This is a genomic window from Rhodococcoides kyotonense (assembly GCF_001645385.1).
Lineage (GTDB): Bacteria > Actinomycetota > Actinomycetes > Mycobacteriales > Mycobacteriaceae > Rhodococcoides > Rhodococcoides kyotonensis_B.
Genome location: NZ_LVHI01000012.1, coordinates 656,296 through 679,236 on the forward strand (window position 1 = coordinate 656,296; position 22,941 = coordinate 679,236).

General features: G+C 65.6%; 21 protein-coding genes and 1 pseudogene. 9 read left to right on the top strand and 13 right to left on the bottom strand.

The features are described from left to right. Nucleotides 1–166 precede the first annotated feature (166 nt). A complete protein-coding gene (locus tag A3K89_RS11120) occupies nucleotides 167–1,642 on the top strand; it encodes a GAF domain-containing protein (RefSeq protein WP_240930927.1) in 1,476 nt (491 codons plus the stop codon). A 228-nt stretch (nucleotides 1,643–1,870) separates the two neighbouring features. Here the strand turns inward: A3K89_RS11120 and A3K89_RS26715 are convergent. After that, a pseudogene (locus A3K89_RS26715) lies at nucleotides 1,871–2,398 on the bottom strand (FAD-dependent oxidoreductase); the annotation flags it as partial. Here A3K89_RS26715 and A3K89_RS11130 point away from each other — a divergent pair. Together A3K89_RS11130 and A3K89_RS11135 are read left to right on the top strand one after the other, a co-directional pair. Next, nucleotides 2,304–2,759, top strand: coding sequence for an RrF2 family transcriptional regulator (locus A3K89_RS11130; protein WP_068425202.1), 456 nt, complete (start codon nucleotides 2,304–2,306; stop codon nucleotides 2,757–2,759). The pseudogene A3K89_RS26715 and the gene A3K89_RS11130 overlap by 95 nt on opposite strands. A gap of 20 nt (nucleotides 2,760–2,779) precedes the next feature. Further along, nucleotides 2,780–3,997 carry a globin domain-containing protein gene (locus A3K89_RS11135; RefSeq protein ID WP_068425205.1) on the top strand — a complete coding sequence of 406 codons (1,218 nt, stop codon included), beginning with the start codon at nucleotides 2,780–2,782 and terminating at the stop codon, nucleotides 3,995–3,997. An 81-nt stretch (nucleotides 3,998–4,078) separates the two neighbouring features. Here A3K89_RS11135 and A3K89_RS11140 read toward each other — a convergent pair whose 3' ends face one another. Next, complete coding sequence (locus A3K89_RS11140) at nucleotides 4,079–5,263, bottom strand: MFS transporter (protein WP_068425208.1); 1,185 nt, start codon at nucleotides 5,261–5,263, stop codon at nucleotides 4,079–4,081. Nucleotides 5,264–5,316: 53 nt separating this feature from the next. Between A3K89_RS11140 and A3K89_RS11145 the strand changes: the two genes are divergently transcribed. Continuing rightward, complete coding sequence (locus tag A3K89_RS11145; RefSeq protein ID WP_068426160.1) at nucleotides 5,317–6,501, top strand: ROK family transcriptional regulator; 1,185 nt, start codon at nucleotides 5,317–5,319, stop codon at nucleotides 6,499–6,501. A 3-nt stretch (nucleotides 6,502–6,504) separates the two neighbouring features. Here the strand turns inward: A3K89_RS11145 and A3K89_RS11150 are convergent, their stop codons facing one another. From A3K89_RS11150 to A3K89_RS11165, 4 genes are all read right to left on the bottom strand, one after another. Next, complete coding sequence (locus A3K89_RS11150; RefSeq protein WP_068425210.1) at nucleotides 6,505–6,837, bottom strand: DUF3140 domain-containing protein; 333 nt, start codon at nucleotides 6,835–6,837, stop codon at nucleotides 6,505–6,507. Nucleotides 6,838–6,839: 2 nt separating this feature from the next. Beyond that, the gene (locus A3K89_RS11155) at nucleotides 6,840–7,055 is read right to left on the bottom strand and encodes a DUF2945 domain-containing protein (protein WP_068425219.1); all 216 of its coding nucleotides are present in this window, start codon (nucleotides 7,053–7,055) and stop codon (nucleotides 6,840–6,842) included. A gap of 70 nt (nucleotides 7,056–7,125) precedes the next feature. Then, a complete protein-coding gene (locus tag A3K89_RS11160) occupies nucleotides 7,126–8,280 on the bottom strand; it encodes an RNA polymerase sigma factor (RefSeq protein ID WP_068425221.1) in 1,155 nt (384 codons plus the stop codon). Nucleotide 8,281: 1 nt separating this feature from the next. Then, nucleotides 8,282–8,689 (bottom strand): YciI family protein, encoded by a 408-nt coding sequence (locus A3K89_RS11165; RefSeq protein WP_068425223.1) that lies wholly within the window; start codon nucleotides 8,687–8,689, stop codon nucleotides 8,282–8,284. A 265-nt stretch (nucleotides 8,690–8,954) separates the two neighbouring features. Here A3K89_RS11165 and A3K89_RS11170 point away from each other — a divergent pair, with 265 nt between their 5' ends. Continuing rightward, nucleotides 8,955–9,362 (top strand): VOC family protein, encoded by a 408-nt coding sequence (locus tag A3K89_RS11170; protein WP_068426161.1) that lies wholly within the window; start codon nucleotides 8,955–8,957, stop codon nucleotides 9,360–9,362. Between the two features lie 85 nt (nucleotides 9,363–9,447). After that, a complete protein-coding gene (locus A3K89_RS11175; RefSeq protein WP_068425226.1) occupies nucleotides 9,448–10,524 on the top strand; it encodes an ABC transporter ATP-binding protein in 1,077 nt (358 codons plus the stop codon). 69 nt (nucleotides 10,525–10,593) lie between these two features. Here the strand turns inward: A3K89_RS11175 and A3K89_RS11180 are convergent, their stop codons facing one another. The 4 genes from A3K89_RS11180 to A3K89_RS11200 form a co-directional block, all read right to left on the bottom strand. Beyond that, nucleotides 10,594–12,477 (bottom strand): S9 family peptidase, encoded by a 1,884-nt coding sequence (locus tag A3K89_RS11180; protein WP_068426162.1) that lies wholly within the window; start codon nucleotides 12,475–12,477, stop codon nucleotides 10,594–10,596. 80 nt (nucleotides 12,478–12,557) lie between these two features. Further along, a complete protein-coding gene (locus tag A3K89_RS11185) occupies nucleotides 12,558–13,178 on the bottom strand; it encodes a hypothetical protein (RefSeq protein WP_084423706.1) in 621 nt (206 codons plus the stop codon). A 297-nt stretch (nucleotides 13,179–13,475) separates the two neighbouring features. Next, nucleotides 13,476–15,854, bottom strand: a complete 2,379-nt coding sequence (locus A3K89_RS25410) for a DUF222 domain-containing protein (protein ID WP_442978238.1) — start codon at nucleotides 15,852–15,854, stop codon at nucleotides 13,476–13,478. A 402-nt stretch (nucleotides 15,855–16,256) separates the two neighbouring features. After that, on the bottom strand, nucleotides 16,257–16,949 hold the full coding sequence (locus A3K89_RS11200) for a DUF3159 domain-containing protein (RefSeq protein ID WP_068426169.1): 693 nt from the start codon (nucleotides 16,947–16,949) through the stop codon (nucleotides 16,257–16,259). A gap of 148 nt (nucleotides 16,950–17,097) precedes the next feature. On the opposite strand from A3K89_RS11200, the gene A3K89_RS11205 reads away from it, so the two are divergent. Then, entirely contained in the window at nucleotides 17,098–18,240 is a 1,143-nt protein-coding gene (locus tag A3K89_RS11205; protein ID WP_068425231.1) for a MalY/PatB family protein, read from the top strand. 5 nt (nucleotides 18,241–18,245) lie between these two features. Here the strand turns inward: A3K89_RS11205 and A3K89_RS11210 are convergent, their stop codons facing one another. Then, entirely contained in the window at nucleotides 18,246–19,172 is a 927-nt protein-coding gene (locus tag A3K89_RS11210) for an EamA family transporter (RefSeq protein ID WP_068425234.1), read from the bottom strand. Nucleotides 19,173–19,260: 88 nt separating this feature from the next. Here A3K89_RS11210 and A3K89_RS11215 point away from each other — a divergent pair, with 88 nt between their 5' ends. Both A3K89_RS11215 and A3K89_RS11220 read left to right on the top strand, forming a co-directional pair. Then, entirely contained in the window at nucleotides 19,261–20,214 is a 954-nt protein-coding gene (locus A3K89_RS11215) for a LysR family transcriptional regulator (protein WP_068425237.1), read from the top strand. A gap of 15 nt (nucleotides 20,215–20,229) precedes the next feature. Beyond that, nucleotides 20,230–20,595 (top strand): RidA family protein, encoded by a 366-nt coding sequence (locus A3K89_RS11220; RefSeq protein ID WP_068425240.1) that lies wholly within the window; start codon nucleotides 20,230–20,232, stop codon nucleotides 20,593–20,595. A 10-nt stretch (nucleotides 20,596–20,605) separates the two neighbouring features. On the opposite strand, the gene A3K89_RS11225 is transcribed toward A3K89_RS11220, so the two are convergent. Next, nucleotides 20,606–21,640, bottom strand: coding sequence for a LacI family DNA-binding transcriptional regulator (locus tag A3K89_RS11225; protein WP_084423707.1), 1,035 nt, complete (start codon nucleotides 21,638–21,640; stop codon nucleotides 20,606–20,608). Nucleotides 21,641–21,682: 42 nt separating this feature from the next. Further along, entirely contained in the window at nucleotides 21,683–22,921 is a 1,239-nt protein-coding gene (locus A3K89_RS11230; RefSeq protein WP_068426171.1) for an alpha-hydroxy acid oxidase, read from the bottom strand. Between the last annotated feature and the right edge of the window lie 20 nt (nucleotides 22,922–22,941).

Here is a 22,941-nt window from a genome sequence, read left to right on the forward strand (position 1 = left end):
TTCCCGCTTTTCCGGCCAGTGACCGGCACCACACTTGGTGGCGTCGACGCTAGGGCGACGCGAAGACGTCGGGCAGGGCTCGGATGTCTCAATGTGAGACGCGGACATCTCGGCTTCTGGCTGTAACCTGAATCACACATATGCCGTCGACGCGCGAGGAAGCCGCTTGTCAGACCTTCGACCAGACCGACCGGCCGCATCCGGCCCGCTCGCGAATCGGGACGACGCCCTCGTCCCGCAGCGGCTGCGCGCGTCCTGGCTCAGAAGCGAGCGCTACGGCGTCTCCGCCGACGCCGTCGAGCCGATGTTCGCCGGCACCGAACCAGCGGAGTCGCTGTTCCACGAATGCGGCAACGAGGTGCTCGCCGATCTGCAGCGCACGATGGAGTCCGAGCCGGTCGGCATGATGCTGACCGACTCCGACGGCGTCGTACTGAGCCGGGTCAGCGGCGACCACAGCCTTCTCCGTGCGCTGGACGCAGTTCATCTCGCACCCGGGTTCGGATACTCCGAGCGGGAGGTGGGCACCAACGGCCTCGGTCTCGCGCTCGCCGACATCGCTCCGACGATGGTGCGTGCCGACCAGCACTACTCCCACAGCCTCACCGGATTCACGTGCGCGGCGGCTCCCGTCGTCGACCCGGCCACCGGCAAGCTCGAAGGGGCGGTCAACCTCACGACGTGGTCGAGGACGTCGAGCAACCTACTGCTGACGTTGGCGCGCTCGGCTGCGAGCACGATCGCCGGCTCGATGCTGGCGCGCGGCTCCGAACGTCGCGCGCGGCCGCCGTCGCGTCGCAACCTCTTTCGCATCGAGCACCCGTCGTCGGCCGACGGTCTCGAACTCGGCCCAGCCTGGTCCGAGGCGTCGACCACCGCGTGTACCGCGATGTCGGCGGGCTCCGTCGTCGCGGCAGTCGGTCCGCCGAGTTCCGGTCGCGCGACGCTGCTGGCCCAGGCTGCGCGACGCGTGTTCCCGCGTCACCGCATTCTCTCGGCTGCGGCTCCCGACCTCGCAGACCTGCAGGCGTGGCTCGATCTGTGGTCGTTCGAGGCGGGACGGTCCGACACCGTCGTCGTGTTGCGTGACGTCGACACGCTGCCCGCCTACGCCGCGGGTCAACTCAGAAATCTGTTGTTCACCGCCCAGGGCGCGGCGATGCCCGTCGCACTGACGGCCGAGACGTACCAGGATGTTCCCACCGCGTTGGCCGACGTGGTCACGTCGGTCGCAGCGGTGCCGCCGTTGCGCAATCGCCCCGAGGACGTCATGCCGCTCGCGCGTCACTTCGCCGCGACGTTCCGCGGTCGCGAGGTGGCGTTCTCGCCCGCCGCGGAACGCGCTCTGCGCAACTACGACTGGCCACACGATGCCGCCGAGCTGTCACGCGTGATCGCCCGCGCGATCAATCGCTCGGACATCGTCGACACTCCCGTTCTTCCCACCGAGGTGCTCGCCGGGCCTGCTCGACGGATGTCGTCGATCGAGGCATTCGAGCACGGCGAGATCGTGCGCGTGCTGTCCGGAAAGCTCACGATGCAGCAGGCAGCGGCAGAACTCGGGATGAGCCGGGCGACGCTGTACCGCAAGATCCGCTACTACAAGATCGACGTCGCGCGAGGGCGCTCCGCCTACCGATGATTGGAAGTTCCCGCGAGGGGTTATCTCGCCAGACATGACCGCGAACGAGAACCCCGATCACACCGAGGACGAACCCAAGGGCGGCCGACCGGGTCCGACGGACCAAGGCAAAGACGGCGGCATGGCCACGCGCGAACTCGCACCCGAGATCGCCGAGGAAAACGACGACTGACCGGTCCAGCGCCTGAGCACCGGTTGCCAGTCACCCGACGCACTGTCACCGGCCCACGCCACGTAGCCGTCGGGACGGACGAGCATCGCCGGTCCGTCGTCGCGGCGCCGCGCGCGAGTGTCGAGCATTTCGAGCGTGCGTGCGTGCACGCCGAACGCTCGGCTGAGTGGTGACACCGCGTCATGTTTCTCCAGCACGACGACGGACTTTCCTGCCGACGCCAGCTCGCCTGCCATGGTGCATCCGGCGGGTCCGGCTCCGACGACCACGACATCCACGGTGTCCATGACGGCCTCCTGGGCTTGGGTCAACGGTTGTCGACTTCGACGCTGAACCGGGTCCGCATCCCGGTCAACGCCTGTTGACTCGACCCGGGAATTCAGCGAGTTTTCACCATTCGTGCAGGTACAAAAACCGCACTGTTCGCGGTGTTGCAGTACACACCCGAAAAAGTCGCATCCGCGATGCGCAATTACTACCGTCTGTCGTATGCAGCTGACGCGCTTCACGGACCTCGGACTGCGAGCGTTGATGCTGCTCGCAGCCGCGTCCGACGACGGGCGCCGGGTCACCACACGATCCATCGCCACGAATGTTCACGCGTCCGAGCATCACGTCGCCAAAGCCGTCACCCAGTTGGCCGAACTGGGTCTCGTCGAGTCGCAACGCGGACGCGGCGGCGGACTGTCCCTCACTGCCCAGGGACGAACCGCGACGGTGGGACAGGTCGTCCGCCGACTCGAGGGTGACGCGGACGTCGTCGACTGCGTCGGCACGCGCCCGTGCCCACTGCTTCCTGCGTGCAGACTGCGTCGTGCACTCGCGGACGCGAAGGAAGCGTTCTACCGCGAACTCGACGGTCACACGATCGGCGATCTGACCGACAACGCCGTCCTCCCTCTGATTTCTTCACTTCCCCTCCTGCCCGGCACCGCCGGACGCTGAGCCCGAAAGGCCCCGTAGCCATGACCGAGACGACCCATGCCCACACCCCGGTGACGCCCTCGGCGCCGGACGAACTCGACGAGCATCACGCGGCCGTCATCCGCGCGACGCTTCCGCTCGTCGGCGCCAACATCGACGCGATCACGACGGAGTTCTACCGCCGCTTGTTCGAGGCCCACCCGTCGCTGAAGCAGAACCTGTTCAACCGCGGGAATCAGGCTCGCGGCGCCCAACAGCGCGCTCTCGCAGGCGCAGTCGCGACTTTCGCGACACACCTCGTCGACCCCGATCTGCCGCACCCCGTCGAGTTGCTCTCGCGCATCGGGCACAAGCACGCGTCGCTCGGAATCACGGCCGACCAGTACAGCGTCGTACACGAGAACCTCTTTGCAGCGATCGTCGAAATCCTCGGCGCCGACGTCGTTTCGGCCGACGTGGCGGCCGCATGGGACCGGGTCTACTGGATGATGGCGGATACGCTGATCGACCTGGAACGACGCCTGTACGAGATCGCCGGCGTCGAGGCCGGGGACGTGTTCCGACGCGTCACCGTCACCGAACGCGTCGACGACCCGTCCGGTGCCGTGTCGATCTCCGTCGAAGACCCGGCGGTTTCGCTGCCTGATTTCACTGCGGCACAGTATGTTTCGGTCGGCGTGACGCTTCCCGACGGCGCACGGCAGCTGCGTCAGTACAGCCTCGTCGGTGCACCCGCCACCGGTGTGTGGACGTTCACGGTCAAGCCTGTCGACAACGAGGGCACGCCCGCGGGCGAGGTGTCCACCTGGATTCGCGACCACCTGCGCGTCGGCGACACGATCGACGTCACGTTGCCGTTCGGCGACCTGGCCTCGGGAACACTCGGATCGCGTCCTGTGGTGCTCGTGTCGGCGGGCATCGGCATCACACCGATGATCGGCATTCTCGAATTCCTTGCCGCCGAAGCGAAGACCTGTGAGGTGTTGTCGCTGCACGCCGATCGTTCGGAGCAGACACACCCTTTGCGTGAGCGGCACGCACAGCTGATCTCGGAACTGCCGTCGGCGTCGCTCGATGTCTGGTACGAGCAGCGCGGCCTGATGGATCTGAGTGAGACCGCGTTCCCCGACGACGCCGAGTTCTACCTGTGCGGCAACGTCGGGTTCACCCGGTCGGCTCGAGACCAGCTGACACTGCGCGGGATCCCCGGGGAGCGCGTGCACACCGAACTCTTCGCGCCGGACGACTGGCTGGTCTGAGCCGACGCCTCGGTCAACATCCGTTGACGCACGAGGACGTCGTCCGGTGGGTCGACCCGACGTCACGCGGTATCTGACCGACTAGACCCGGTCAGGAAACGCGCGCCGGGAGACGACGGCGATGATCAAGCCGCACGCGAGAACCCCGGCAGCGACCCATGCCAGGTTCGACACCCCCAGAGCGGGAAGCAACGCCGCCCCGATCGCCGCGCCGGCCGCGATCCCGATGTTCGACGACGCGTTCACCCACGCACCGGCCAGTTCCGGTGACGTCGCGTGTGTGCGCACCGCGGACGACTGGTAGATCGACGGCACACCGCCGAACGCACCGTTCCACATCGCTGCCGCGATCACGACGGCGATCGCCGACGGATGGGCCCACCCCACGGCGAGCACGCCGATCGACACGATGGACAGGATCACGACGGTGGTCCGACGCGGATTGCGATCCAGCATCTGGCCGGCGAACCACAGTCCGGCCAGGCCGCACGCTCCGCAGACGAGCAACAGGGGTCCGATGGCCGAATTGCTCACTCCCGCAGCGAGGAACAGCAGGCTGATATAGGTGTACAGAATGTACTGTCCGACGTAGGTGACGGCGTTCGACGACACGACGGCCGTCAATTGGCGCCGACCCGCACCGACACCGTCGGGCCGCTCGGGAGTCTCCGACGTGACCGGCGGAAGGAAGCGGGCAACCAACACGAGCGTGATCGCCGACGCCACCGCAAGAACCACGAACGCCGCTCGCCACCCCATGGCCGTGCCCAGTGACGTCGACACCGGGACGCCGAGCACGAATCCGACCGACGCGCCGCCCGTCGCGATCGCCAACGCCTTGCCGACCTGGCCGCGGTCGACCAGCCGAGGTGCATAGCCGATGCACAGCGAGAAGAACAGGGCGTGTGCGGCGCCGCCGATCGCGCGTCCACCGACGACGACTGCGAAGGTCGGCGCCGCCGCCACCACGGCATTGCTGACGACGTACCCCGCAATCGTGGCCAGCAGCAACGGCTTTCGCGGCAACGACCGCGTCAGGATGGTCATCGGCACGGCCAACAGAGCGACCATTCCGGCGTAGAGGCTCACGAGCAGACCCGCCGTCGACTCGTCGACGGAGAACCCGGAGCCGATGGCGGGCAACAACCCGACCGGGAGCATCTCCGTCGTCACCGCAAGGCAGGACGCGACGGCAAGCGAGATCAAGCCGGGGAGCGTGGCCCGGACTGTTCGGGCACCACCGCCCGCGGCATGAGTCGTCGTCATGCGTTCTGAATATACTCAGCCGCCGAGTTTAATCAAGTGCGATGATGACGGCGATGAGTCGACCACAGGACAGCACCGCCGCACGCTGGCACGGAGCCGCCCAACTCGTCGGACTCGTGCGCGCCGAACCGGGCATCACCCGAGCGACCGCCGCGCAGAGGCTCGGCATCAGCAGCGGCGGGGCCACCGATCTCGTTGCCCGCCTTCGTGCCCATGAACTGCTCGACGAGGTTCCGGCTCCGAGCAAAGGGCGTGGGCGTCCGACGACGGTGCTGCAGCCACACGCGCGTGGGCCGCTCGTCATCGCCGCCGACCTACGTCCGAAAGACTGGAGTCTGGCGCTGGCCGACATCGGCGGGCAGCCGAAATTCGTCACCCCGACGCCCCTCGACTCGCCCGATCCGGCACAGCTCGTCGCGGAGGTCGCGTCCGCAATTCGCGACGCGTACGACCGTGAACCGGGCCGGGTTCGGGCGGTGTCGGTGTCGGTTGCGGGCACCGTCAGCGACGACAGGCTCGTTCAATTCACGCCGCGCGGGTGGTCCGACGTGGATCTCAGCCCACTGACCGCCGCCCTCCCCCGCCACCTCGACATACCGTTGCTGATCGGGAACGACGCCACGCTGGCGGGCTTGGCCGAGGCGAGAACCGGTGCGGCACACGGCGCCGGGACCGCGTTGCATCTGATGATCGGCGTCGGACTGGGAGGCGCGTTGGTCGTCGACGGCGTTCCAGCGATGGGCGCGCACGGCGCGGCAGGCGAGTACGGCCACATCCCGTTCGGTGACCCCTCCCAGGTGTGTCCCTGTGGCGCGCAGGGCTGCTGGGACCTGACGATCGACGGCCGCGCCCTCGCGCGGCACATCGGGGAAAAGGCGCCCGTAGATCCGATCGCGTACGCACGCGGCATCGCCGGGGGGAACAACCTGTCCGACAACAGGATTCGCGGCGCATTCGACGCCGTCGCGACCTCCATCGGGCGTGGCATCGCGGGCCTGGTCAATCTGCACGACCCCGACGTCGTCACGCTCGGCGGGCTCGCCCCGACACTGCGGGGAGCCGCGTCGGACAGCTTCGACGCGGCATACCGGCAGGGCCTCATGGCTTTTCGTAAGAATGCAGCGCCGCCCGTTCTCGACGGCCTCCACGGCGACGACGGGCCTTTGCATGGCGCCGTCGCAATCGGACTCGATCACGTGACGTCGGAGCAGTCGCTGGCGGAGTGGGCTCGGCAGTAGGCGCTACTTCTTCTGGGGGTCGTGGCCCCAGTTCATCAGCGAGTACCGCCACGGTGTGTCGCTGACATCGCCCTTGGGCCTCTGCGCGGAATGCCGATTGATGTACCCGACGACTTTCCGCATGTGCTTGTAGTCGTCGTCCGTCAGATCGGCTTTCTTCGTATGCAGGATGTCGACGATGCGACGGCCACTTTCGTGACCGGTGGATTCGCCACCGTCCTTCTTCTGCCCGACGTCTTTCGACTCGTCCGTCTTCAGAAACTTCTCGAGCTCGCCCGCGGTCATGTTGACCGCGTCCTTGAAGTCCTTCCAGGTGTCCTCGTGGTCGTCGGCCATGGTCAGGACTTCTTCTTCAGCGCCGACGGCTTGTGCACGGCGTCCTTGCCGGACTTGTCGCTCTCGACGCGGTATTGAGGTTCGTCCTTCGACGCCTTGACGGTCCGGCCTGCGGCTTCCTTCTCCGAGGTGATCTTCTCCTTGACCTCACCCTCGGCCGTGCTGCCGTGGCTTTTCCATTCGACCTTGTCGCCATTGTGGAACTCGTCTTTGCTCATGGGGTCACGGCTACCCGTCCGCGCGAGATCTACTCCCCTGTTGTGCGGTTTCGACGCTTCGAGGCACACATCAGGAGGGTAGATTTCGCCGCGATCCACCGAGTCGCGCCGCCTGGGTCGCCAGGTGACGCCGCTCGGCGAGGGTGGTCGCAGCCTCCGCCGCCTCGGCGAACAGCGTCGCAGCGGTCTCGAGATCGCCCGCCTTCTCGTGCAGGTACGCCGACGCCGCGGCATAACGCGGCACACCTGGATCGATCCGCGCGAGCGCTGCAAGACCCGCCGCAGGACCGTCGGCCTCGCCGACCGCGACTGCGCGATTGAGTCCGACGACGGGGCTGTCGGTGATCGCCTGCAGCTCGTCGTACCACTCCACGATCTGGACCCAGTCGGTCTCGTCGGCGCGAGGCGCGTCGGCATGCAGCGCGGCGATCGCGGCCTGTGCCTGGAACTCGCCGAGTCGATCGCGTCGCAACGCCTTCTGCAGGATGTCGACGCCGTCGGCGATCATCGTCGTGTCCCACAGGCTGCGGTCTTGCTCGGCCAAGGGCACCAACGTGCCGTCGCTGCGCGTCCGGGCCGGCCGCCGAGCATGATGCAGCAACATCAACGCCAGCAGTCCGGCGGTTTCCTCGTCGTCGGACATGGTGTGCAACTGCCTCGTCAAGCGGATGGCTTCCGACGCGAGGTCGACGTCGCCGCTGTAGCCCTCGTTGAAGATCAGGTACAGCACCCGGCGGACGGTCGCAGGATCGCCCGGTTCGTCGAATCGGACGTCCGAGACGGTCTTCTTCGCGCGGCTGATGCGTTGTGCCATCGTCGTCTTCGGGACGAGGTAGGCCGCCGCGATCTGTTCGGTCGTCAGACCACCGACGGCCCGCAACGTCAGCGCGACCGCGGACGCCGAGCTCAGCGACGGGTGCGCACACAGGAAGAACAGATGCAGTGTGTCGTCGCGACTCTCGGCCGGGCCCGGCGGCGGCTCGGCGTCGACGCGTAGCTCGCGCTCGCGTCGAGACATCTCGGATCGGTGAGCGTCGAGAAACTTGCGCCACGCGACGGTGACGAGCCAGCCCTTCGGATCTGCAGGCGTTCTGTCGGGCCAGGATTTGAAAGCCTGCAGCAGCGCCTCCTGAACGGCGTCCTCGGCCGTCGCGAAATCGAGTCCGCGACGGACGAGCACACCGATCACTGCGGGAGTGAGCTCCCGGAGCAGCTGTTCGTTCATGTCACTCGGTGACGGTCGGGGGCACACCCATCAACGGACGAACTTCGAGCCACTCGTGGATCGGCTTGCCGTGTGCGCCGGGCGCGGCAGACAGTTCGCCTGCGAGTTCGAGGGCGCGGTCGTAGGTGTCGACGTCGATGATCATGAACCCGGCGATCAGGTCCTTCGTCTCGGCGAACGGCCCGTCGGTCACAGGCGGCTTACCCTCGCCGTCGTAGCGGACCCAGGCGCCCTCGGAGGACAGCGCATGGCTGGCGACGAACTCACCGGTTCCGCGAAGCTTGTCCGCGAAATCTTCCATGTACTGCATGTGCGCATCCACCTCGTCGGGTGCCCACTGGTCCATCGGGACGTCGTTCACTGCCTCGGGGGCGCCGCGGTAATGCTTCAGGAACAGGTACTTCGCCATGACTGTCTCCTTCGGTATCGGGCAGCCCCTGTGGCTGCATCCACCCCTGGGACGGAGCCGAAGGACCGTTGTCGACATGGTTCCAGAACTTTTTTTCGTTTCGGGCGGTCACACGGGCCGCGCTTTCCTACGATCGACGTGCGGGGCCAGCATGTCGATGATCGGCGATGTCCGCCGTCGGCGATGATTTTCGGTCTCGCTGCGTGTCTCGATAGATGTCGTAGAACTGCGAATATTTCGAACCGACTCGACTGTGGAGATGACGATGACTACTCGACTCAACCCGTACCTCGGCTTCCGAGGCGACGCGCGCACCGCAATGGAGTTCTACCAGGGTGTCTTCGGCGGCGAACTGACGATGAACACGTTCGCCGAGTTCGGCGCCAGCGACGACCCTGCCGACAAGGACCAGATCATGCACAGCCAGCTCGAGACACCGAACGGGCTGACGCTGATGGGCGCGGACACCCCGGCTAGCATGCCTCTCGACGTCGGCAACAACGTCTCGGTCTCGCTCAGCGGTGAGGACGAAGCCGAACTGACCGGCTACTGGGACAAGCTCGCCGTCGGCGCCCAGAACACGATGGGACTGAACAAGGCGCCGTGGGGCGACACCTTCGGGATGCTCACCGACAAGTTCGGCATCAACTGGATGGTGAACATCTCCGGGTAGCCCTGCTCTACGGTAGGTTCCTTCACCGACACCCGTCACTCGGATCGTCCGGCACGTTCCTGCCGGTGAAGGGATCTACTTTCTCATGGCTTCGATTACTTTCGACCGTGCCACCAGGCTGTTTCCAGGTTCCGACGCGCCCGCCGTGGACGCGTTGGACCTCGAGATCGCCGACGGCGAATTCCTCGTCCTCGTCGGCCCATCGGGTTGCGGCAAATCGACGTCTCTGCGCATGCTCGCGGGCCTCGAGGAGGTCGACAGCGGCCGAATCCTCATCGGCGGCAACGACGTCACGCACGCCGAGCCCAAGGAACGCGACATCGCGATGGTGTTCCAGAACTACGCGCTGTACCCGCACATGAGCGTCGCCGAGAACATGGGCTTCGCCCTCAAGCTCGCCAAGGCGAGCAAGGAGGAAATCCGTACGCGGGTCCTCGAAGCCGCCAAGCTGCTCGACCTCGAGCAGTACCTCGACCGCAAGCCCAAGGCACTGTCCGGCGGTCAGCGTCAGCGAGTTGCCATGGGACGGGCCATCGTTCGCCAGCCGCAGGTATTCCTGATGGACGAGCCGTTGTCGAACCTCGACGCCAAACTGCGCGTCCAGACGCGTACGCAGATCGCACAATTGCAACGCAGACTCGCCACCACGACCGTCTACGTCACGCACGATCAGGTCGAAGCCATGACGATGGGCGACCGCGTCGCAGTGCTGAAGGGCGGGGTCCTGCAGCAGTGCGCGTCACCGCGTGAGCTGTACCGGACTCCGGCCAACGTCTTCGTCGCCGGCTTCATGGGATCACCGTCGATGAACCTGTTCCGAGTCCCTGTCGCCGACGGCGGAGTCCGCATCGGCAACCAGGTCGTTCCCGTGTCCCGCGCCGCGCTGGCCGGATCCACGGGCGCCGACGTCGTCTTCGGTATTCGCCCGGAGCACGTCGAGATCTCCGAGTCCGGACTGAAGCTCGAGATCGACGTCGTCGAGGAACTCGGTTCGGAGGCCTTCGTCTTCGGGCGGGCGGACATCAACGGATCGCCGCAGACCATCGTCGCCCGCGCCGACTGGCGTGACCCGCCGCAGAAGGGCGAGGTCGTGCACATCCGGTTCGACGAGGCGCACGCACACGTCTTCGACGGCGCCGGGGATGGTGTGCGGCTGAGCTGACGGCTCCGCCTTCGACACCGAGGGGCGCCTTCGGTCACTCTGAGTGACCGAAGGCGTCATTCGCTCCGATCAGACTCGACGTCCACCCAGATGCTCGGCGAAGAACCTCTCCACCGCACGGTAGAAGCCGATGCTGTTCTCCGGGTTGACGAAGCCGTGCCCCTCGTCGTCGTACACGATGTAGTCGATGTCGACTCCCCGAGCCCGCAGCCGTTCGACGACGTTGTCGGACTCGGCCTTCACGACGCGGGCATCGTTGGCGCCCTGGGCGATCAACAGCGGCGTGGTGATGTCGTCGAGCCGGGTGATGGGCGAACGCGCGAGCATGTCCGCTTCCTGCTCGGGAATCGCCGGGTCGCCGACGTACAGGTACCAGTTGTTGACCAGGCCGGGACGCGCGAAGGCCGGCTGAGTCCGCATGAAATTGGCCAGGTCCGAAATTCCCACGTAGTCGACGGACGCAGCGAAGACGTCTGGCGTGAATGCGGCACCGACGAGCGCCGCGTACCCGCCATAGGATCCGCCCATGATCGCGACGCGATCCCTGTCCGCGTATCCCTGAGTAATGGCCCATTCGACGCCGTCGATCAGATCGTCGTGCATCTTGCCGGCGAATTCACCGATCGCGGCCTGGGTATGCGCCTTCCCGTACCCGGTCGATCCGCGAAAGTTGACCTGCAGCACCGCATATCCGCGATTGGCCAGGAATTGCACGATCGGCACGTACCTCCAGGCGTCGCGGTACCACGGACCGCCGTGGACCAGAAGAATCATCGGCAAACCCACAGGTTCGACGCCGACCGGAAGTGTCAGGTACGACGGCAGTTCCAGTCCGTCACGGGCGGTAATCGTCACCGGGGTCATCGGCGCCATGTCGTCGGGATTCAGATGCGGGTAGGGACGGAACAACTTTCGGCTCTCGCCCGTCGTGTGGTCGTAGTAGTAGGTCACTCCGGGATCTCGGTCGTGCGTGAACGCCACCACCCACTTTCGGCCACTGTCGTCCGAGGACATCGCGCCGATATCGCCGTCGGACAACGCATTCAGATTCTTCACGACCTCGGCGAACTCCGAGTCGAACGTGTGTATCACCTGCCGTTCGCCGAGGTAGCGGGCTCCGATCAACTCACCCGCCTTGTCGAAGATCAGCGGTGACTCCACCTGTTCGACGGCTCGGCGAGCAGCATCCAGTTCCAGCGTCGGATGACTGTCGACGACAGTCTCCTCTCCCGTGTCCAGGTCGACGCGGTTCAGCCGAGTGAGATCGCTGTCGGTCGTCGACGCGATCCACAATCCCGTGCCGTCGGCCGTGGGGTGGGTGACGCCGACGCCCATCGGATAGTCGGCTCCGTCGAACGTCGTCACGTGCTGGACGACGTCCGAGCCCTTCTTTCGACGCGCAATGTTCATGCCGCCCTGCGCAGTCATCTCGAAGAGCAGGAGATCGCCCCCGACGCCGGGGGTCCAGGACTGGCCGGGCCCGGGGCTCTCGCCGATCATCGTCAATTCACCTGTGGCGATCTCGAGTTCGTACAGATCGAACGCCGCCAGGTCGCGGGCATTCATGAGCAGCGTGACGACGCCCTCCTTCTCGCGCGAGCGTTCCAGCGCGTAGACCCGCGATCCAGGAAACGGCGTCAGGTCGACGGCATCGGCGTCGGGATCGTCGAGGTCGACGCGAAAGACGTGATGGTTTTCGTCACCACCCGAATCCTGAAGGTACAGAAGCCACCGCGGGTTGTCCGTCCAGTGGTAGTCGAGCACGCTCCGAACGTCGTCGGCCGTCACACATCTTGCGTCGTCGTTGCCGTCGACATCCTGAACCCACACGTTGAGGCGGTTCTTCCATGGGGCCAGGAAGGCAATTCTGTTGCCGTCCGGCGAGATCGACGCTCCGGTCCGTGCCGGGGGTCCGAAGAAGTCGTCGAGGGAAATCAGTTCGGGTGCGTTCATCATTCTTCCTTCCATTTCTCTTCTCGGTTCTGGGGTTTCGGTATGGCCGCATGTCGGTCGCGAGGCGCATGGGGTCGATCTCAGGACGCGGCCCAGATCGTTTCGAGATCCAGAATCTTGTTGTGACGCAACGTCAGGACACGTTCGGTCGCTGCGAGAATGCCTGCGACGACCAGCGTCGTGTTGGCCCAGGCGGGTAATTGGATCGGCGACACGAATGTGCCGAACTGTTCTGCGACCATCGGTACCTTCGTTGCGATCTCGAGCGCGAACGACGCGGCCAGTACGAGGTTGACGACCAGAATGGCGATCGCTGCCCAGCCGATCGCGCGACTGAGCCTCGGGTGGCGACGATCGAAGCGTCGGCGACGGTACTCCAGCGTGCCGGGGACAGGTGCGAGTCTGCGGCCGGTACCGTCGTCGGACACGAAATCGACTCGCGTGACGCCGTACAGCGAGACCGCCACCTCGATGGTGCCGCCGTCGATCTCGATGGAGGCGGGCAGGTCGTTCGTGGTGGCGAGGTATCCGTTCTCGTACAGCTGGACCGTGTCGTCCTCGGACAGCGAGTCCACCTCGACGGTGTACAGGATGGGCACGCCAGCCGATGACGGCCGCTCCAGCGTGTACAGATACCGGTTCAGCACCTGCCACGGCCTGAACGGACTCAGGCGCTTCGCGGGCGTAGGTTGCTCGTTCACGCTGTACAGAGTCGTCGGTACGCCGCATTCTCGACAGTGCACACACGCACGAGTTCTGGTTACAGCATCACGGGTGGAGCATGACATCTGTCATGAGGATGCCCGGCTCAACGGAATTACGCGATGGTTCGGTTGCGCTGCAACGGTTTACGTGCGGCAGTTCGGGGCAGGGTTTCCGGGCAGCACTGTAGGCGGCACACGTCGGGCTTCGTGTGTGCCGCTGGGCGCGGATGTAGTTGTCGACCGGCTCAGCTGGGGCGGGCCGTCCTGCAGCCCACCACCCCAGCCGCCGCCGAATCAGGCGGCCGGTGGATCGGCCTCCTCACCAACCGAATTCGGCCCGCCCGCAGATCCTCTACCGCCCGACACCCCGGTCGCCGGCTGCCCAACGGGTGTTCCCGCATCGGACCGGGTGGCGTGATCGTCGCGAATGTCATCGAAAAGCTCGGGCTGGACGGGATCGGACTGGAGGGTCTCAGGCTGGACGGTCTCGGGCTGGCAGGTAGCGGACTGAAGGGTCTCGGGCTGGACGGTCTCGGGCTGGCAGGTCGCGCGCGTGTCCGCCTCGGACACAGGCACACCCGACGCAGGGCTATCCGGCGCGGGCATGTCCGGTAGCGGAACCTCAGGGCAGGGATAGATGTATTCGTTCGGGTGATGAAAATGATTGACCCGCCCCCTCCGGCTCGGATCGATCGACGCCGGCGCATGCCACAACGTACGCCCCGGATAGGGATGGTTTGCGCCGGCTTTCGTTGTCGCCCAATCGTTGTTCCCCGGCCCCACCAACCGATGATGCTGATCGCAGCCAAACGTCAAATCCTCGATATCGGTATTACCGCCGGCCGCCCACTCCTTGACGTGATGGACCTGCGACCACGTCGCCGGACGAGTGCAGCCCGGAAAGCTACAACCCCGATCGGCTGCGATCAGCACGATCCGCTGATCCTCCGACGCAATCCGCTTGGTCCGCCGCAACTGCAACGGCCGCTCCTGCTCATCGAACAACACCAGATAGTGATGCGCGTGCGAGGCCATTCGAATGGCATCCCGCATCTTCACCAACGACCCCGTCGCCGTCACCGCATGACCAGTGCCAGCCTCGAGATCCTTCCACGACATCGACACCACCGCCGTCACCGGCAACCCCCGATGCCGACCCATCTGCCCCGACGCCAACATCTGCCGAAACACCATCTTCACCGCATCATGCTGACGCCGACCCCTACCCCGCCGATCCCGACCCGCCCGCTCTTCAGCCGCCTTGTCTGGGGCAGTCTTGTCGGTAGCGGCCCCGTCTGCAGCAGTCCTATCTGCCGCGGCCGTGTCGGTAGAGGCATTGCCTGCAGCAGGGGTATCGGAATCGTCGACCCCCGGCTCGAACAACCCTTCATCCGTGCCGGCCGAATCGGTACCGTCGCCGTCCGAGCCAGTCGAACCGTCGTCACCACCCGAGCCGGTCGAATCATGCTCGGCGTTAGGGCCATCCAAGACCTCCGCGTCGCCCGTGCCGGTCTCGGTGTCGGCGTCGGGGTCATCGGCCGCACCGGAGTCACCGGGCGCGTCAAGGTCACCGGTCGAGTCAGGGTCACCGGGGACGTCGGGATCATCGACCACCGGCGAAAGATCGGCACTGTTGCACTGCCCCGGCTTGGCCCACTTGGCCAACACCGCCTCCAAATACGCCCGAAACTCCGCATCGACAACCATCCGCACCTTCGACAACCCATCCGGACCCTGCTCCTCCAACCGCACATAACACCGATCGGCCACCCGCTCCGGACTCTCGTCCTCCCCATCCGGATCGAGCACGTCATACAACCGGCCCGCCGCCGCCTTGAAATGATCCGGACCCAACTCCCGCGCCAACTGCGCCAACTGCGCCTCCGCACGCTCACGAGTTTCGACATCGACCTTCCCACCCAACCGGCGAAAGAACTTCCGCACGATCTGCTGATGCTCCTCCCCGATCACCCCGTCCTCACCAGCCCGCGAGGTATCCGCCGACAACGGCTCCAACCGCTCCCCCGTCAACGACGTCCGCTCCCCGAACTCCTTCGCCAACAANCCACCCAACCGGCGAAAGAACTTCCGCACGATCTGCTGATGCTCCTCCCCGATCACCCCGTCCTCACCAGCCCGCGAGGTATCCGCCGACAACGGCTCCAACCGCTCCCCCGTCAACGACGTCCGCTCCCCGAACTCCTTCGCCAACAACACCCGCTGCCCCGCCKSATCACGCGAAATCCSCARCAACACCGCCAACGCCTCCGGCGTCGACCCCCACATCCCGTCCAACCCACCCCCGCCGATCAGATCCGCGATCCAGGTATGGCCGTAGGAGAACAACATTCGCTGCACCACCTCCACCCGCACCAACAACGCCCGCCGATCCGCATCCCCCATCCCGAACGTCTGCACCCGCCCCAACACCTCCGCAGCCGACTCCAACGACGCCACCACCGACGCCAAGAACGCAGGCCCGATCACCGGCACACCACCACCAGCCCCCGAGCCCCCACCAGCATCAGCACCCGATCGATCACCACCGCCGACACCATCCGGAAACGACACCCCCTCCGCCTCCGCATCGGACACATACCACTCCGGCACCGACGGCACCTCCGACGACCAATCAACGCCCCCACCAACAGCATTCACCGAAACCGCCCCCATCGACTCGTCCCCCACGACNCCGACGCCAAGAACGCAGGCCCGATCACCGGCACACCACCACCAGCCCCCGAGCCCCCACCAGCATCAGCACCCGATCGATCACCACCGCCGACACCATCCGGAAACGACACCCCCTCCGCCTCCGCATCGGACACATACCACTCCGGCACCGACGGCACCTCCGACGACCAATCAACGCCCCCACCAACAGCATTCACCGAAACCGCCCCCATCGACTCGTCCCCCACGACCATCAACCACACCATAGCCGCACCCACCGACAAGTTCCGGAACACCAGTTCAAATCAGAACCCACACCGCCACAGCCGATTACAGATTCGGCCAAAACCAAAACTCGCCGACGGATTTCCGTCGGCGAGTCTCTCGATAACTACAACGTTCTCACACCCGTGCCGGCTCCGCGAGATGCTTGGTCGACCGACGGAACGCCCACACCGTGACGAGTACGGCCAGCGCGAACAACGGTGTGCCCATTGCGATTTTCGCGAATGCCAACCATCCCGTGGCGTCGGTGTCGTACAGCCAGTCCTGCACGATGTAGCGGGCGCCGAACAGCACGGCGAACGTCAGCGTGGCGACGTCGTGCGCGCGGAGAACAGTGCGCTCTGCGCGCCAACGGAACCTGTTGCCGTGCAGCGCGCTCCAGAGTATTCCTGTCAACGGCCGGCGTGCCAGAACCGACGCGAGCATGATCACCGCACCGCCGAGCGACGTCCAGATACCGATCAGGAAGTATCCGCTGCCGGATCCGGTCCACGCGGCGACAACTCCAGCGGCGACAACGCCGATCAGTCCCCCGATCGCCTGCGTGAGCGGTTCACCCCGTCGCATGCGAACCAGGGCAAGGACGAGCGCGACGGCGACGGCAATGGTGATCGCGACAGGGAGTGCGACGAGTGCGTTGGCTGTCACGAAGGCCACGACCGGAATCGCTGTGTAGATCATGCCGCTGACACCGCCGAGACTGTTCAGCAGTACCTGCGTGGCATCGACGTCCTTCGCTTGCTCCTGAGCTGGGTCCGGCGTCGTCATCGTGCCCTCCTCGTCGATCGTTGCTGTGGCGTTGTCGTTCATGTTCTCCACTGTCGTCGCGACGACGTGCCCACAACAGTGCAGACCACCATGAGATGAAGTTACGACGCCATTGATCGGCCATGACGGATGTCATGGATCGCCCCGCTAGCCTGGGACAGTGCCCACACAGCATCGAGGAGGCCGGACCATGACATCTGCGGATTCGATGGAAACGCTCCGCAAGCGCACCAGCGAGAAATGGCGCACCCACCCTGACGATGTGCTGCCGATGTTCGTCGCCGAGATGGATTTTCCACTCGCACCGCCGATCAGAGCGGCGCTGCACGCTGCGCTGGACGCGGGTGACACCGGGTACGTCGATCCACACGACGCCAGTGCTGCACGGGCTTTCGCGTCGTACGCCTCGGATGTCTGGAACTGGGATGCGAACCCGGAACGTATGGGGTACGCCACCGACGTCAGTGTCGTCATCGTCGAGTCCCTGCGCAGACTCATCGAACCGGGTGACGGCGTGATCATCAACCCACCGATCTACCCACCGTTCTTCGAGCTTGTCCCCGAAGCAGGTGGTCGCGTCGTCGAAGTACCGTTGTCCGACGACGGTCGGCAGTACTCGCTCGATCTCGACGGCATCGACCGCGCCTTCGAGAAAGGAGCCCGTGCACTCCTGTTGTGCAGCCCGCACAACCCCGTCGGACTGGTGCATTCACGTGAAACACTGACCGAGTTGTCGCGCATCGTCGCTCGTCACGATGCGGTGGTCGTCAGCGACGAAATTCATGCCCCACTGACGCACCACGGCACGACGTTCACGCCCTACCTGACGGTGTCCGACGAGGCGCGCGAACACGGTATCGCAGCCGAATCCGGCAGCAAGGCATTCAATCTCGCCGGATTGAAGAGCGCGCTGTTCGTCGCCGAATCCGACCGCATGACCGACCTCATACGGGGCCTACCCGACGAGGTGGACTTCCGCGCGGGACTACTCGGACTCATGGCTACGCGCGAAGGCTTCACACACGGTCGAGAATGGCTCGCCGCCACGATCTCGACGATCGAACGCAACTTCACCGTCCTGGAACAACAACTCGCGGAGAAGCTTCCGCACGTCACGCTACGACGGCCGAATGCGACCTACCTTGCATGGTTGGATCTGCGCGGCCTCGGCTGGGGCGACGACCCTGCCGACCGTGCACTCCACCACGCGAAACTCGCTCTGTCCGACGGCATCAGCTTCGGCACGGAAGGTAGGGGCTTCGCGAGGATGAACCTGGCCTGCGCACCGGACACGATCGTCGAGGCGATCGACCGCCTCGCCCGCGCACTGTGAGCCCGCTACACCGGTGAGGGCTGACTCGGACGCTGCAGCTCGTCGGTGGGATCGATCGTCGACGACTGCTTCTTCTCCGCGGTCACAACAGTTCCCACGGTGGCGACGATGACGAGAGCAATAGCCGACAGGCGCAGAACACCCGCACTCTGATGCAGCAGCAGCCACCCTGCGAGCGTCGCGAAGATCGGTTCGAGGCTGAGCAGCACTCCGAACACGTTGCGCGGAATGCGCCGTAGGGCAGCAAGTTCGAGTGAATACGGAATGGCCGACGACAAAAGCGCCACGAGCGCAACGATCGCCAACACCTTCGGATCGGCGAAGGCCTCGATGCCCTGCATCAACCCGACAGGCATGACGCATACAGCACCGACCGCGAGAGCCACAGCAAGACCGCCTGTTCCTGGAACCTCTTGTGCAACACGCGCATTGGTAAGAATGTACAACGACCAGAATCCGGCCGCGAGGAGCGCGAACAGTACTCCGATCGGGTCGAGCGACGTCGAATGCACGGCCGATTCGATCCCGAGCATCGCCATTCCCACCAGGGCGACACCTGCCCAGCACAGGTCGACGCGCCGACGCGACAACACCGCCGCGAGAACCAGCGGACCGAGGAACTCGATCGACACGGCCACCCCGAGAGGAATCCGTTCGATCGCGGCGTAGAACGACCCGTTCATCGCCGCCAACGACGCACCGAGCGCGCAGACGACCTTCCACTGAGCCCGCGACCATTGCCGGACCCGGGGACGAACGAACACCGCGAGCAACACAGCTGCGATGGCGAGACGGGCGGCGGTGACCGCCCAGGACCCGGCCAGCGGGAATATCTGCACGGCCAGTGCAGCACCGAACTGCAACGACACACACGACCCGACGATCATCGCCACCGCGGATCCGGTGCCCTGCATTCGACTGAAACTTGCCATGGATTCAGCTTTGCGGACCGTCTAAGGTAAGTCCAGCGAATCATTTTTACCATTAACAATCAGAGTTCCTTACCTATCAAGGAATTGCATGTTGTACGTTCCGCGGTTGCGCGTTCTGCTCGAGTTGCAACGGAGGGGAACCCTGGCGGGCGTCGCACGCGCACTCTCGTACACGCCGTCGGCGGTCTCTCAGCAGTTGTCGCTACTCGAGAAGGAGGTGGGCGTGCGCCTGCTGGAGCCGGTCGGACGCGGCGTCACGCTGACCGACGCCGCAGTCGGTCTCGCCGCACACGCCGAGGTGGTCCTTCGGCAGCTCGAAGAGGCCGAATCGGATCTGGCTGCGGCGCACTCGACAGTTCAGGGGACGTTGCGGGTCGCGTCGTTTCAAACCGTCGTGTTCGCGATCGTTCCCGCCGTCCTGGATCTCCTGGCCGTCGAGCATCCGTCGTTGTCCGTCGAGTTCGATCAGCATCACATGGGACAGGCGTACGACGGATTGCTCTCGCATGCGTACGACCTGATCCTCGGCGAGGAGTATCCCGGACTGCCCGAGGAGGTCCGGCCGGGCGTCGATCGGGCCGATCTCGCTGCAGATCTACTGATGCTCGCAGTGCCCGACGGCACGGACTGGTTGTCGCCCGGGCGGCGTCTCGTCGATCTGGCCGATGCGCCGTGGGCAATGGACCCGGCCGACACCCCGACCGGCATCTGGGGGCGTTCGGTGTGCCGGGCAGCCGGGTTCGAACCCAGGGTCACGTTCGTCAGCCCCGACCCGCTCATGCATGCACACCTCGTCCGGACCGGCCATGCGGCCGCGTTCATTCCCGCCTTGATCGCCGCCGACCAGTCCGACGGTCTCGAGCTCAGCACGTTGCCAGGACGACCTCAGCGCACGATCTACACCGCTGTCCGGGAAGGCCGCGGTCGTCATCCCGCCGTCCGCGCCTTCCGTGCCGCACTGGCGACGGCGTCGGCGTCGCGCACCCCCGTCGACAGCGTCGGTGGAATTCTCGCCCCGGATCCGGCGTCCCCCACTCGCTGAAGGAAGATTGCAGCCATGAGCAACAGAACCAACATCTCGTCCGGCTCCGAGTGGGAACCGAAGATCGGATACAGCCGCGCCGTCCGCATCGGAAACAGCGTCGCGGTCTCGGGTACGACGGCACCGGGCGAGACCGTCGCCGACCAGACTCGCGCTGCCCTCGCGACCATCGAAGCAGCTCTCGTCGACGCGGGCGCATCCCTGCAGGACGTCATCCGCACTCGCATCTACCTGCGCGACGTGTCGCAGTGGCAGGACGTCGCCGCCGTCCACGGGGAGATCTTCGGAGAGATCCGGCCTGCGACCACGCTGCTCGGCGTGAATGCACTGATCGACGACGCCCTCCTGGTCGAGATCGAGGCCGACGCCATCATTTCCTGACGTCCGACGGCTACGCCTTCCGCGTGTCGGCGGGAGGCGTGGCCGCAGTCGTCGACGCACGCACGGTCAGCGTCGGCTCGAACCGAACATGTCTCGGGGATGCCGACGGGTCTGCTACCGATCGTTCGAGCAAATCGACTGCGGCATGGCCGATGTCGCGGCTCGGCTGACGAACGGACGACAGCGAGACGACAGCCGACGCCGCGAAATCGATGTCGTCGTACCCGATGACGGCGATGTCGTCCGGTACCACCGAGCGACCGAGCAGGACCAGACTCTGCAGAACACCCAGTGCGAGAAGGTCGTTCGCGCAGAAGATCGCGTCGGGCCTGTCCTGCGGAGCACGGTCGACGATGGCGGCCGCGGCGGCCCTGCCCGCGAGGACGCTCGAGTCGGGTGTATCGACGACCTCGAGTTCGGTTCCGTCGAATTCCTGTGCGGCGGCGCGTGCACCACGCAGGCGGTCCGCGACCTGCCTGAGACTCGACGGTCCGCCGACGTAGGCCAGTCGCCTGCGCCCCTGCTCGCACAGGTGACGCACTGCCATCGCGCCGCCCGCGACGTCGTCCACCGCGACCGACGAGAACGGCGTACCCGTGCCGTCCCGGTCGACCAACACCACCGGAGTTCCGCGCGACTGCAACAGCTCGAGCCGGGACAGGTTCTCGCCGACCGGTGACACCAGCATCCCGTGAACCCGCTGTTCGTCGAATGTGTCGAGGTACAGCCGCTCACGGTCGGGCTTGTCGTCGGTCGACGCCGACAGGACCATCAGATTGCGTTCGAACGCATTCGCTTCCGCGCCGCGAGCAATGTCGGTGAAGAACGGGTTTCCCAGGTCGAGGACGACGAGACCGATGCATCGCGACCGTCCCGCGCGCAGTTGCCGGGCGGCGTCGTTGCGTACGAAGCCCAACTGGTCGATGGCCGCCATGACCCGATCCACGGTGGCAGGCGCCACCTTGTCCGGCGCGTTCAGCACGTTCGAGACCGTGCCGACGGACACACCGGCCGCGGCGGCCACCTGCTTCATGCTCTTTGCCACGACAGCAGTCTTCCAGCTCCGCGTATGTCGGCGAACGCGGTATCAGGAACGGGGCCGCGGCACCAGACGCTCGAGCTGCGTCACGTGGCCCGGTTCGAGTTCTTCGAGCGACGTGACGCCGAGCAGCCGCATCGTGCGCTCGACCTGTTCGGACAGAATGTCGATCGCGCGGTTCACGCCTGCCTCACCGCCCGCCATCAGCCCGTACAGGTACGCACGCCCGACCAGCGTGAATCGGGCGCCGAGCGCAATGGACGCGACGATGTCGGCGCCCGACATGATGCCTGTGTCGAGCATCACCTCGGTGTCCGAACCCACCTCTCGTGCGACATCGGGCAGCAGATGGAACGGGATGGGGGCGCGATCGAGCTGTCGCCCACCGTGATTGGACAGGATGAGGCCGTCCGCTCCGAGGTCCGTGACGGCTTTCGCGTCGTCCAGCGTCTGAATTCCCTTGACCACCAGCTTTCCTGGCCACTGCGTCTTGATCCAGGCGAGGTCCTCGAAGGTGACCGTCGGATCGAACATCGTGTCGAGCAGTTCGGCGACGGTGCCGGACCAGCGGTCGATCGACGCGAACGACAGCGGCTCGGTCGTGAGGAAGTCGATCCACCACTGCGGCCGAGGGAGCGCATTCATCACCGTCCCGGGCGTCAGCGCAGGCGGAATGGTCATACCGTTGCGCTTGTCGCGCAGCCGTGCACCCGCCACCGGGACATCGACGGTGACGAGCAGGGTGTCGAAATTCGCCTTCGCCGCCCGCTCGACGAGAGCCATCGAGCGCTCGCGGTCCTTCCACATGTACAGCTGAAACCAATTGCGGCCGTGCGGATTCGCGTCGCGCACATCCTCGATGGAGTGCGTTCCCATCGTCGACAACGAGAACGGAATTCCCGCACGGGCCGCAGCGCGCGCCCCGGCGATCTCGCCCTCGGTCTGCATCATGCGTGTGAACCCGGTCGGCGCGATGCCGAATGGCTGCGCGACCGGTGCACCGAGCACGTCCCACCCGGTCGATACCTTCGACACATCGCGCAGGATCGACGGGCGAAATTCGATGTCCTGGAACGCCTGTCGCGCACGCGTGATCGACAACTCGGCTTCGGCCGATCCGTCGGTGTAGTCGAAGGCGGCCGTCGGAGTGCGACGCTTGGCGATCTTTCGAAGATCCTCGATCGTCAGGGCCGCGTCGAGACGGCGCTTCTTCGCGTTCAGCTGCGGCTTCTTGAACTGCATGAGGGGCGCGAGATCGCGCACCTTCGGGACCTGCCTCTTGACCATTGCTGATCCTTTCTCGTTGT

Coding starts and splice junctions, on each gene's coding strand:
- A3K89_RS11130 (WP_068425202.1), top strand. CDS start 2,304: ATGCAGCTGACGCGCTTCACGGACCTCGGACTGCGAGCGTTGATGCTG.
- A3K89_RS11135 (WP_068425205.1), top strand. CDS start 2,780: ATGACCGAGACGACCCATGCCCACACCCCGGTGACGCCCTCGGCGCCG.
- A3K89_RS11140 (WP_068425208.1), bottom strand. CDS start 5,263: ATGACGACGACTCATGCCGCGGGCGGTGGTGCCCGAACAGTCCGGGCC.
- A3K89_RS11145 (WP_068426160.1), top strand. CDS start 5,317: ATGAGTCGACCACAGGACAGCACCGCCGCACGCTGGCACGGAGCCGCC.
- A3K89_RS11150 (WP_068425210.1), bottom strand. CDS start 6,837: ATGGCCGACGACCACGAGGACACCTGGAAGGACTTCAAGGACGCGGTC.
- A3K89_RS11155 (WP_068425219.1), bottom strand. CDS start 7,055: ATGAGCAAAGACGAGTTCCACAATGGCGACAAGGTCGAATGGAAAAGC.
- A3K89_RS11160 (WP_068425221.1), bottom strand. CDS start 8,280: ATGAACGAACAGCTGCTCCGGGAGCTCACTCCCGCAGTGATCGGTGTG.
- A3K89_RS11165 (WP_068425223.1), bottom strand. CDS start 8,689: ATGGCGAAGTACCTGTTCCTGAAGCATTACCGCGGCGCCCCCGAGGCA.
- A3K89_RS11170 (WP_068426161.1), top strand. CDS start 8,955: ATGACTACTCGACTCAACCCGTACCTCGGCTTCCGAGGCGACGCGCGC.
- A3K89_RS11175 (WP_068425226.1), top strand. CDS start 9,448: ATGGCTTCGATTACTTTCGACCGTGCCACCAGGCTGTTTCCAGGTTCC.
- A3K89_RS11180 (WP_068426162.1), bottom strand. CDS start 12,477: ATGAACGCACCCGAACTGATTTCCCTCGACGACTTCTTCGGACCCCCG.
- A3K89_RS11200 (WP_068426169.1), bottom strand. CDS start 16,949: ATGAACGACAACGCCACAGCAACGATCGACGAGGAGGGCACGATGACG.
- A3K89_RS11205 (WP_068425231.1), top strand. CDS start 17,098: ATGACATCTGCGGATTCGATGGAAACGCTCCGCAAGCGCACCAGCGAG.
- A3K89_RS11210 (WP_068425234.1), bottom strand. CDS start 19,172: ATGGCAAGTTTCAGTCGAATGCAGGGCACCGGATCCGCGGTGGCGATG.
- A3K89_RS11215 (WP_068425237.1), top strand. CDS start 19,261: ATGTTGTACGTTCCGCGGTTGCGCGTTCTGCTCGAGTTGCAACGGAGG.
- A3K89_RS11220 (WP_068425240.1), top strand. CDS start 20,230: ATGAGCAACAGAACCAACATCTCGTCCGGCTCCGAGTGGGAACCGAAG.
- A3K89_RS11230 (WP_068426171.1), bottom strand. CDS start 22,921: ATGGTCAAGAGGCAGGTCCCGAAGGTGCGCGATCTCGCGCCCCTCATG.